General features: G+C 60.3%; 10 protein-coding genes and 3 pseudogenes. 2 read left to right on the top strand and 11 right to left on the bottom strand.

The features are described 5' to 3' along the window. A pseudogene (locus tag Y703_RS21195) lies at positions 1-135 on the top strand (PDDEXK nuclease domain-containing protein); the annotation flags it as partial. A gap of 958 nt (positions 136-1,093) precedes the next feature. Here the strand turns inward: Y703_RS21195 and istA are convergent. Further along, positions 1,094-1,992, bottom strand: a pseudogene (gene istA, locus Y703_RS22810) (IS21 family transposase); the annotation flags it as partial. Positions 1,993-2,259: 267 nt separating this feature from the next. Here istA and Y703_RS22815 point away from each other — a divergent pair. Next, positions 2,260-2,553: pseudogene (locus Y703_RS22815) on the top strand (IS256 family transposase); the annotation flags it as partial. 643 nt (positions 2,554-3,196) lie between these two features. On the opposite strand, the gene Y703_RS0101775 reads toward Y703_RS22815, so the two are convergent. The 10 genes from Y703_RS0101775 to Y703_RS17310 all read right to left on the bottom strand — a co-directional run bounded on the left by Y703_RS0101775 (position 3,197) and on the right by Y703_RS17310 (position 10,263). After that, positions 3,197-4,405 (bottom strand): globin domain-containing protein, encoded by a 1,209-nt coding sequence (locus Y703_RS0101775; protein ID WP_026551358.1) that lies wholly within the window; start codon positions 4,403-4,405, stop codon positions 3,197-3,199. Positions 4,406-4,742: 337 nt separating this feature from the next. Further along, entirely contained in the window at positions 4,743-5,288 is a 546-nt protein-coding gene (locus Y703_RS17295; protein ID WP_162148851.1) for a Crp/Fnr family transcriptional regulator, read from the bottom strand. A gap of 142 nt (positions 5,289-5,430) precedes the next feature. Next, on the bottom strand, positions 5,431-5,925 hold the full coding sequence (locus tag Y703_RS22820) for a zinc-binding dehydrogenase (protein ID WP_253907895.1): 495 nt from the start codon (positions 5,923-5,925) through the stop codon (positions 5,431-5,433). Positions 5,926-5,928: 3 nt separating this feature from the next. Next, positions 5,929-6,357: a quinone oxidoreductase family protein gene (locus Y703_RS22825; RefSeq protein ID WP_253907896.1), complete on the bottom strand. Its 429-nt coding sequence runs from the start codon at positions 6,355-6,357 to the stop codon at positions 5,929-5,931. Positions 6,358-6,452: 95 nt separating this feature from the next. Then, entirely contained in the window at positions 6,453-7,307 is an 855-nt protein-coding gene (locus tag Y703_RS22545) for a heavy metal translocating P-type ATPase (protein ID WP_216698844.1), read from the bottom strand. Further along, positions 7,232-8,386 carry a heavy metal translocating P-type ATPase gene (locus Y703_RS22550; RefSeq protein ID WP_216698845.1) on the bottom strand — a complete coding sequence of 385 codons (1,155 nt, stop codon included), beginning with the start codon at positions 8,384-8,386 and terminating at the stop codon, positions 7,232-7,234. The genes Y703_RS22545 and Y703_RS22550 overlap by 76 nt, the downstream gene beginning before the upstream one ends. 167 nt (positions 8,387-8,553) lie before the next feature. Beyond that, entirely contained in the window at positions 8,554-8,955 is a 402-nt protein-coding gene (locus Y703_RS0101795) for a cupin domain-containing protein (RefSeq protein ID WP_026551359.1), read from the bottom strand. A gap of 42 nt (positions 8,956-8,997) precedes the next feature. After that, entirely contained in the window at positions 8,998-9,213 is a 216-nt protein-coding gene (locus tag Y703_RS0101800) for a heavy-metal-associated domain-containing protein (RefSeq protein ID WP_026551360.1), read from the bottom strand. A 143-nt stretch (positions 9,214-9,356) separates the two neighbouring features. Then, a complete protein-coding gene (gene fdxA, locus Y703_RS0101805) occupies positions 9,357-9,689 on the bottom strand; it encodes a ferredoxin (RefSeq protein WP_026551361.1) in 333 nt (110 codons plus the stop codon). 118 nt (positions 9,690-9,807) lie between these two features. Continuing rightward, positions 9,808-10,263 carry a hypothetical protein gene (locus tag Y703_RS17310; protein WP_051427207.1) on the bottom strand — a complete coding sequence of 152 codons (456 nt, stop codon included), beginning with the start codon at positions 10,261-10,263 and terminating at the stop codon, positions 9,808-9,810. Positions 10,264-10,569 lie beyond the last annotated feature (306 nt).

Genomic DNA, 10,569 nt, shown 5'->3' on the forward strand with positions numbered 1-10,569 from the left:
GAGCGGATCGTGGAGACGCTACGGGAGCTCGGCCCCGGTTTCGCGTTCGTGGGCCGGCAGGTGCACTTCGACGTCGGCGGAGACGACTTCTACATCGATTATTCCGATTCCCAGGTTATTCCGATCGCCGCGTGAACGGCGCTTCGGGCGGCGGAATCACGCTTCAGGCTCGCAATAACTCGAGGTGCCTTGGAACCCGACCGAAGGGGTAGTGATCGGGGCCAGTCCCGGGCGACCATGGTGGTGTCGCGGCCGTATTTGGAACGGCTGCACACCAATCCGATAGGAGATCGGGATCGTGATCGTGAATGACGAGCTATCTGAATGTGCCGGTGGCGTGTTGGGAGAGGCCGAGCGGATCAGCTTGGCGCCGGGGTCGATCAAGTACTACGCGAGCTGCTGTCGAACAGTGGTTCGGTTCTGCTGCGGCCGAGGAATCGAGCGGCTGACGGAGCGTGCCGTCGACCAGTTCCTGGCGGCTACGGATGACCGGCTACGCCGAGGGGAGATCGGCGCTACGTTCCGGTCGACCTTGGAGAAGTCGGCCAGGATGATGCTGGAGTTCCAGCAAACCGGATCTGTGGCCTGGAGGCGTCGGCGGCCGCCGTCGGGCCTGAGCGCGTCAGCGGCGGTCGTGCTGGATGGCTTCGCTGAGTTCGCACAGCCGGAACTGACTCCTCAGTCGGTGCGCGTTGTGCTCGGTGAAGTGCGCCAGTTCCTGGGTTATCTGGACCGCGCCGACCGACATGTCGGATCGGTCACGATCGACGATATTCGAGGGTTCCTCGTTGAAGCGAGACTCCGTCACGCATCGGGCATGGGCGACACGGTGTGGGCCATCAAATTGCTCTTTCGGTTCTTGAACAGGCAAGGGCTGGCGGCGCTGGAGGTCACCGGGCTGTTGGCGCAGGTCGGGCCGAGACGGACGCGGGCGTTGCCGCCCTTCACCCCTGAGGAAACCGGGCGGATCGTCGCTGCAATCGACACGGCATCGCCGCGCGGGAAGCGGGACTACGCGATGATCCGGTTGGCGCTGTCGACAGGGCTTCGCTGCGGCGACATCGTGGTTCTGCGCCTGAATCAGATCGACTGGCGCCGCCATATCCTGGGCGAACAGCTCACCCAACGCCAGGGCTTTGCGGTAGTGCGTGGTCCCGGCCAGGGCGTCGCACCGGGCCAGCAGAACGTCGTTGAGCCCAGCCAACGTGGCGGCAACTGGTTCGGGGACCATGAGGTTGCGGCGCAGGAATCCGACCGCGTTTTCCACGTTGCCTTTCTCGTGTCCCGAATACGGGTTGCAGTAGCGCGACTCGGCGCGGTAGTGCAGCTTGAACGCGCCGAACAGTTTCGATTCCACGACTTTGGTGCCGACCCGGCGTCCGATGCCGGTGGCATTGTCAAAGACCATGTGCCGGGGTGCGGCCCCGATGTGTTCGAACACCCTGCGCAACCCGTGGCAGACGCATTCAGCAGTTTCGCCCCGGTACGCCTGCACGAAGCGCATGTTCGAGAACGGGAAGGTCACCACCAGGATATGCAGGACCTGCCGGATCCCGGCGATGATCGCTTCGGCCTGACCGAAGTCGACCTGCACCGTGCCAGCAGGCCACACCAGTTCTGTGAAGCCCTCACCAGCCTGCCGGTTCCGGGCAGCCCACTTCTTCACATGGCGCTGCACCGGTGAATACGTGCCGGTGAATACGTGCCGGTGAAACCATGCTCAGCCACCAGCCGGTCGAAGATCCGCTTGGCCGTATGGCGCTGCTTGCGCGGCCGGCGCTGGTCCTCGCCCAGCCACTGCTCAATGATGTGATCGAACCCGGTCAACACTGAGCCTCCGGGCCGGGCCGCCGGTGCTGGCGGTACCGGGGAGAAGTCCTGCTGATCGGCGTACCTGGCCACCGAATCACGGCTGATCCCCAGCGTGCGGGCGATCTCACGCCCCGGGACTCCCTGAGCGTCGAGTCTTCCGATATTTTCTTGAACGGACATGGGTACCGTCATCTCACTTTCCAGCCCTTCCGGCGCACACGCTTCGCAATGGCAGCGCCGTAAGGAACCTATCTGGGGGTGGCGGGCCCATGTCCCCAACACACTGGAAACGGCCCTGGCCACCGGATGATCTCTATCTCTGCGCACTCCCCAAATCCATGACGTGGACGGGAATTGCCTGGCCTGATTCTTACCGCTCTTTTGGAGGGTGTCAGATGGAGTGTGTAAGTAGGCTAGTCACTTTCTGAAGGGAGCATGATTGTGACCGTGACTGAACACGAGAATCCGGCAGTGAAAGCAGTGAAAGTGAATGCGTCCAGGACCGCCGAGCAGATGGCGGCGGTGGGGAGCATGGAGGCGTTGAAGGCCTCGGGTGCCTTTGATGAGTTGATGGACCAGATCGACCGCGGGGAGATCGAGCTCGAGGGTAAGGACGGGTTCATTCAGCAGATCATCAAGGCCGGTCTGGAGCGGGGCTTGAAGGCGGAGTTGACCGAGCATCTGGGGTACGGGAAAAACGCATACGCTGGCCGCGCCGTGACTAATTCACGCAACGGCAGTGGGAAAGGAGAGGGTGTCAGACCCAATGCTGACAGACAGGGGTTACATCACTACGGCATGAATACATCAAACCGGTGTCAGAGATTCTTTCGCCGCGTTACTGCAGGGCAGACCGATCCTCGTGCGGTGGCCCCCGGGGGGAGTGATTTGGACAACTTTCTCACCGCCGTGTTTCCTGCGGGTGGGAGACTTGAAGCAAGCCATCGTCCACGGTGGTTTGTCTGGTGCCGATACCGGTACCACGAAATGGAGGTAACCATGACTGATCCGAAGACACTTCCGGAAAGTGACCCGTATAGGCACACCATGCAGGTTCGTTCACGGTTGACGGAACTTGCCGAACATCTGCGCGAAGATGTACAGAAGGTGGACGATCCTGGTTTCAAAATTCTGTTCGAGACGGTAGCCGACGTTCTCACTGGTTTGGAAAAAGCAGTTGGAAGCTACGAGGAAAAAATTGATAAGGTCTGAGTCTGACGAGCAATGAGTTCAGATTCGGCTAAGGCATGGATCCGCCGGGTCTGTACATTCCGCTAGGTGAATATGTAAGCACGGACCATAATGAGGAGTTTGAATTCCGCATTATGGTCCGTACTTTTTGGCGTGCTGTGTTAGGCACGAATCCGCGGTGATGCTCGTGCTGTTATTGGAAATCGGCGAGCCATAGGTCGGGTCCAAATACTTCATACTGGATGTCTTTGGCGGGTATGCCGCGAGCGATGAGAGCACTGCGGACTGCCTGCATGAAGACCAGCGGGCCGCACAGGTAATACTCGGCACCGGCCGGGAGGTCGATGGTGCTGACATCCATGAAACCCACCAGCTCATCCTCAACCACCAGGCTCGGTTCTGAGGGTTCAACGAACCAGGTGACCATGGATGCATCGGGTAGCTTCGCCAGGTCTGACTGGACCTGGCTGCGTAGAGCGAAGGTGCTGGCCGAGTTATCGGCGTGAAGCAGCATCACTTTCCGCTGCGAGCCGGACTGTACAAGGTGGGAGAGCATGCCGGCCATGGGCGTAATGCCGATACCAGCACTGGCGAAGACGATGGGGCGGTCGGTGTACGCCACGACGACGTCGCCGGAGGGCACTGAGAGGACCACTTCGTCTCCGACGTTGACGCTCAAGTGGAGCAGGTTGGACACTTCGCCGTCGGGTGTGGGCAGGCCGTGGACTCGTTTGACCGAGAACTGGCGGTGGTGGCCGTCGTCGGCGCGGGTCAGGCTGTACTGGCGCGGTTGGTGTACGCCGTCGGGCATGAGTACTTTCAGGGTGACGTACTGTCCGGGTAGTGATGGTTTGACGTCGCGTTCATCGGTGCGTTCGACCACGAATGTCACGACGTCGTCCGTTTCTCGGATTTTTTCGACGACGCGCCAGGTCCGCCAGATCGTGTCGGGGGCAAGGTTGAGCGCTCCGTACATTGCACGTTCCTGGTTGATCAGGACGTTGGCCATCAGCCAGTAGACCTCGTCCCACGCCGCAGCGACGTCTTCTGTGACAGCGTCACCGAGCACGTCAACGATCGCCCACATCAGGTGATCATGAACGATCTGGTACTGATCCGGCCGCAGACCCAACGACACGTGTTTGTGGGAGATGCGGGCGAGCAGATGATCGGGCATCTCATCTGGTTTGTTGACCAGATACCCGGCGAAGGCCGCTACGGAACCGGCCAGGGCCTGCTGCTGACGCCCATCGGCCTGGTTGCCCCGGTTGAAGAGACCGTCCATGAGTTCGGGGCGTTCAGCAAACATGTGCGCATAGAAGCGTTGAGCGATTTCCTTGATGTTCTCACCCACGACGGGCAGGGTGGCCTGGATGACTGGGCGGGATGTATCGGAGAGCATGACTGGGCTCCTTCATAGGTGGGGTTTCGGCCAGTAGCGCGCAACAAGTTTGAACGCAGGCAACCTTCCTTTTGGGGAAAAGGGGACCGTGGAAGCCGGAACCGTACAGGTTCTATAGTAGACCATCTTCTACAAGCCGTAGAAGATGGTCTACTATAGAGACAGGATGTTGATTTGTTGGGGGAGTGGTGGGGGCCGATTGATTCCAGAGGAAGACACTTAACCGTGGAGGGGTGTCGCTAGATACAAGCCAGCGCCGTACGGTCCAGGATCTCGATTCGTCCTTTGCTGCTTTGGGAGATCCAGCCGTTTTCTTGGAAAACGGCTGGACGTCGGCTTACTGTTTCCGGGGTGGTCCCCAGGTAGGAGGCCAGATCCTTTTGGAGATCGGTAGTTCCAGGGAGTTGGACCCGGCCAGATCCGCGAGTTCCAGAAGGTAGGACGCGATGCGGTGTTCGACGTCCTCGCCCGTCAGTGAGCTGACCATCCGTTCGGTCCGTTCCAGCCGGTCACTGATGGTTTCGAGCATTTTGTAGGCGATGGTGGGGTACCGCAACAGAAACCCACGGATGTCGTCCCGGTGCAGGACACAGATCTGTGCATTCTCCAGGGTTACTGCAAAGTGGTCAGTCTCGGCTGCGCTGATAAAGGACGTCTCGCCGATGAAGTCACCGGGCGCCAGGACCCGGATGAGTTGCTCGCGGCCGGATTCGGCCAGCCGGTAAATTTTTACACGGCCCTGGTGGACAATCATCAGTGTTGGGTTTTCTTCTCCTGCGCCGTACAGCTGTTCGTTACGGCCGTACGTCTTTTGGCGTGCCTGCTGAGCAATTTCATGGCGTTCGGCCGGGCTCAGCTGCGCAAAAATTGGAACCAGTGCCACGCACTGATCCCGATGATCTGCACCGGCCACTTGCCCGTGGTGCGGAGAAGCCATTAATCAACCACCTTTTGATTTTTCGCGGAAAGAACCCGCCTGCTCCGTACCGGATTCAGTGGTCCGCCTACCACCCGGTCCGAATCGGTCATTTGTTGCCGTCAGTGATGCTGATAACAACTTTTCCACGGGCGTGTCCAGACTCTACCGCGGCCAGGGCCTGTCCGGTTTGATCCAGGGAGTAGACCTCGCTGACCTTGGGATCGACGAGGCCGACGTCGACTACGCCGATGAGGTTGTCCAATGATTCCTTGGTTCGGTCACGTTGGACGGTTCCGCCGCCCAGTTCGGTCGCCGTGGCCGGGTCCGCCGTCGTTTTGATCCTGGACCGGTCATTGACGAGGCCGACGACGTCGCGCAATTCCTGCCCGCCGATGAGATCCAGGCTGGCATCCACCCCATTTGGGGCGACAGCGCGGATCCTGTCGGCCACACCCTCGCCATAGGGAACCAGTTTGGCCTCCAGAGACTCTATGAGCTCACGTTTGTCTTCGCTGCCGGTGCCGATAACGGTGATGCCGTGTACGCGGGCGATCTGGGTGGACACGAGGCCTACGCCGCCGTCGACGCCGAGGATGAGCACTTTCTAGCCCTTCTTCAGGCCCAGCTGGTGCATGGCGTCGTAGACCGTTGCTCCGGCCGTGGGCAGGGCGGCAGCGTCGGTGAAGGGGAGGGATCTAGGCTTCTTGACGACGGCGTCCGCACGGACGAGGGTGTGTTCGGCGAAGCTGCCGTGGCCGGGGGCTACCGGGCCGAGGATCTCGTCGCCGTCGGCGAAGTCACCGGCATCGGGCCCGACGCGGGTAACGACGCCGGCGACGTCGATGCCCATGGGTGCGGGCAGTTCACGGTCGGCGCCCAGATCACCGGCGCGGATCTTCCAGTCGACCGGGTTCACACCCGCGGCCCGCACCTCGATCAGCAGCTCGCCCGGGCCGGGTTCGGGAACGGGGCGGTCGATGAAGTCCTGCCCTTCCGGTCCGCCGAATGCTTTGAATACGTACGCCTTGCTCATGGAGTTTTCCTGTCTTTGCTTAATGTTCGGGATCTCTTGCCTCTGCCGTACCGTCGGCCCGTGGCGGACGGTACGGCAGTTTTGTTCAGGCTGCATTACTTTGCCGGTTGCGGGGTGGCGCGTTCTTCCTTCTTGTCCCGCGCCCGTCCTACAGGGTTTCGGGTGGGGCTAGGGTGCAGCCGGTCGATACTCTTGTCGCGGTAGCGGACGAGCCGGATCGCGTTGAGGATGACGACCAGGACAGATACTTCGTGGACGAGCATGCCGGTGGACATGAACACCTGCTGCAGCAGTACGCCGGTCAGGAGCAGGACCACCGTGCCGATGGCGATGAAGGTGTTTTGCAACATGTTCCGTACCGTTGCTTTCGCCAGTGAGTAGGCGTGGACGAGTTGGTCGAAGCGGTTGCCCATGAGGATAACATCGGCGGTCTGGATGGAAACGTCCGTGCCAGCTCCCATGGCGATGCCGACGTCGGCGGTGGCGATCGCGGGGGCATCGTTGATACCGTCGCCGATCATGCCGACCCGGTGCCCGGCTTCCTTAAGTTCACTGACGATCCGCACCTTGTCCTGCGGCAGTAGCTCAGGCTCGACATGGTCAATACCAAGCTGATCTGCTACCAGTTGGGCGGTGTGCCGGTTGTCTCCGGTGAGCATGTAGAACTGCTTCACACCCTTCCTGCGCAGCGTGGTGATGGCTGCTGCAGCTTCGGGCCGGATCTGGTCGGCTATGGAAAGGATGCCAGCCAGCCGGTCATCAACGGTGGCGAAGACAACGGTGTTGCCGACCCGTTCGCGCTGTTCCGCATAAGTGCCCAGTTCTTCGGGCAGGGCGACGCCGATGCCGGACAGGAGCCGGCGGGAGCCAACGGCTACCCGGTGCCCGTCGACGTCGCCGCGGATACCGCCACCCTTGATGACTTCGACGTTCTGAGGGGATTTTGACACGGGCAGCCCGCGGTTCTGCGCCTCCTCGACGACGGTCCGGCCAGCGGGTGCTCGGATGCCAGCTCCAGGCGTGCTGCGAGAGTCAGTAGGTCGCTCTCCGCCATGGCGACCGGTTTGATCTCGGTGATTTGCAGCCGGCCCATCGTGAGGGTTCCGGTCTTGTCAAAGACGAGGGTGTCGGTTTTGGAGAGCCGTTCGAGTGCGTCGCCGCCTTTGACGAGTACGCCGTGGCGGGCACCATTGCCGAGACCGGCAACCATGGACACGGGGGTGGAGATCACCAGCGCGCCAGGGCAGGCGATGACCAGGAAGGTCAGGGCGAATTCCACGTCGCGGGTGACGACGAAGACCAGCACCGAGAGCACGATGATCGCCGGGGTATAGATGTTGGCGAACTTGTCCAGGAACCTTTGGGCCTTGGTCTTGGTTTCCTGGGCTTCTTCTACCAGTTCAATGATCTGCGCGAAGGTGGTGTCCTCGCCAATTTTCTCGACCACAACATCGATATAGCCGTTGTCCACAATCGTGCCGCTATAGACGGTATCGCCGATTGTTTTGGAGGCCGGCACCGGTTCGCCGGTGATGGTGGCCTCGTTGACCAGTGCCTGGCCGGAGACGATGGTGCCGTCCACAGCAATCTTGCCGCCGGAGGCGATGAGGACGTGGTCGTTTTGGACGATGTCCTCGACCGGCAGGGTCAGGGTCTGGCCGTTGCGGAGCACCTGGGCTTCCTGCGGAGCCATGTCCACCAGGTCCCGCAGCGAGCGACGGGTCTTCTCCAGGGTGCGGGCTTCCAGATAGGCGCCGAAAATAAAAAGGAAGGACACCACCGCCGCTTCGACGTATTCACCGATAATCAGGGCACCGATCACGGCAATTGTCACCAGCAGGTCAATACTGAAGGTTTTGGTCCGGGCGGCCTGGAATGCCTTGAAGGCGATTGGGGTTCCGGAGATGATGCTCGCAACGAAAAGGACCGTGTCGCTGAGCTGGTCCAGCTCGGTGAGATGGAAGGCCAGCGCAACCAGCAGTAAAACTCCGGTGAGACCGGCGATCCGGGCCTGCAATTTTCCAGACATGGTGCTTCCTCTGATTCCCTCCCCGGCTTTCGTACCGGATTGTGTGATTTGTTTCTGCTCTTCCATTACATGCCGTCCGAGCATCCGGCGCCTTGACGCCGATCAAGTGCGTATTAAAAGGAAATCCCTGCCCGACCGCGGCGGTCGGGCAGGGATTTCAAAGGCTGCTATTGGGCAGGGGGTGCGTCCTGGCCGGAGGCCTCGGCAGCATCGGCTGCTTCCTTGTTTGCGTAGGCAGCACCGGCGGCATGTTCGGGCGGACTGTAGATCGTGTAAAGGGCCAGCGGTTCCTCACCAGTATTGACGAAGTTGTGCATCGTACCTGCGGGCACGGCGCACACATCACCGGGGTCAAGATGGTGCGTCTCATCGCCGACCGTGCCTTCACCGGTGCCGCGGACGAAGCTGAGCAGTTGGTCGGTGTGCTTGTGGGTTTCCGTGCCGATTTCACCGCCGGGCGGGATGGTCATCATCACCAACTGGCTATGCTCTCCGGTCCAGATAACGCCCCGGAAGTCGGCATGGTCGGCGGCAATATCTGGAATCGTATAGCGCAGCATATCTGCCATGATGTAACTCCTCTTGGTGTGAGCGGATGGGATTGACCCGGATTATTGTTGGGATACGACGGGGTAGCCCAACTCCGTGATGGTTTTGGCGATTTCTTCGGCAGTGATCCGGTCCGGGTCAAAGCCGACTTTGACCTTGTTGGAATTGAACATCACCTGGGTCGACTCCACTCCGTCCTTCTTACTGACGACCTTCTCGATCTTCTTCACGCACGACGGGCAGGTGAACGGCTCAGTCTGGAACTTGACGGTGGTCATTTCCTCATCTTCTTATTCGTTCTGGAACTTCGTACTTCCATTACATGTCAGGCGCGGAGTACATGCCTTGAACCGGATCAAGGCATAGCGAAAATTTTGGACTGGCTTGCTTCTCAAATGCCTGCACACCTGACAGCCGGTTTTCAGAGGTCGGTGCTTTGATTTTGCGGAGGCAACGCGGAGATCAGTGGATGGTCCTTGCCGGTGTTGCCAAGCTTCGCAGCACCACCCGGTGAACCCAGATCGTCAAAGAACTCGACGTTGGCCTTGTAGTAGTCGGCCCATTGCTCCGGCGTGTCATCCTCGTAGTAGATGGCCTCAACTGGACAAACTGGTTCGCAGGCGCCGCAGTCTACGCATTCATCCGGATGAATATAGAGTGACCGTTCACCTTCGTAGATGCAGTCCACCGGGCATTCTTCAATGCAGGCCTTATCTTTGACATCCACACAGGGCTGGGCGATCACGTACGTCATGATCCGGTCTCCACAAATTTGTTGGTTGGGTTATTTGGTTGATGAATGCTGGCCGAACCCAGCGGGGCCTGGCATGCGCTGACGGAAAGTCCTTCCAGATCCGCTTCCGGCTTCTCGGTCATCGCTGCTTCCACGCCGGAATGCTTTGTATTCCCGGTCGGTCCGTGAGCTCATCGATGAGCAGGCCAAGCCCGCTGCCGAGCATAAAGACGTCCCGAGCGATGGCCATTCCTGCTGGAGCCGGCCGGATTCCGTCGTCCCGCGTCAGGCCCGGGGTCATGAAATACATGCGCATCAGTGCCCCCGAGAAACCGGTGAGGCCAGCAGCTGCCAGCCAGGTGGGCACCACCGGGACGAGCAGGGCCGCGCCCAGGATAAGGATGATCTCGGAGGTAGAGAGAATCTTGCCGAAACGCACAGGGTCGATCTTCTTTAGCGGGGCAAATGCGACGGCGGCCTGATCCCGCAGACCGGTTGCCGCCTCGACGTCCAGGGACCGTTTCGTGATCCCGGTGTTGAGGATGAAGGCTCCGCAGGCTATGCGGGGCGGAAGATGGTGAAGGTGCAAAGCCACAAGGGTCCTCCGGGTCGTGGAACGCTACTCTGACAGGCGATTGTCTACCTAGTGTTGGCCATTTCCGCTGACTTTACGCGCGTCCCCGGGCCGGAAACATGATTCACATTATCCTCTGCGGTAAATATGCTCGGAAAGAAAGTGGTCCGAGCCTTCGGCCAGTTTCGGAGGCATCGATTCCTCCGAAACGAAAGAGGCCCGTGTCCGTCCGGTCATCCCGGGGGCCGGGATACCATGGCGCCATGAGTGAGCGTGTGAATATCAGTCAACAAGACCTTGCCGTCTACCAGGCCCTGCTGGAGATGA

Origin of the sequence: Arthrobacter sp. H20, assembly GCF_000520515.1 — a bacterium.
Lineage (GTDB): Bacteria > Actinomycetota > Actinomycetes > Actinomycetales > Micrococcaceae > Arthrobacter_D.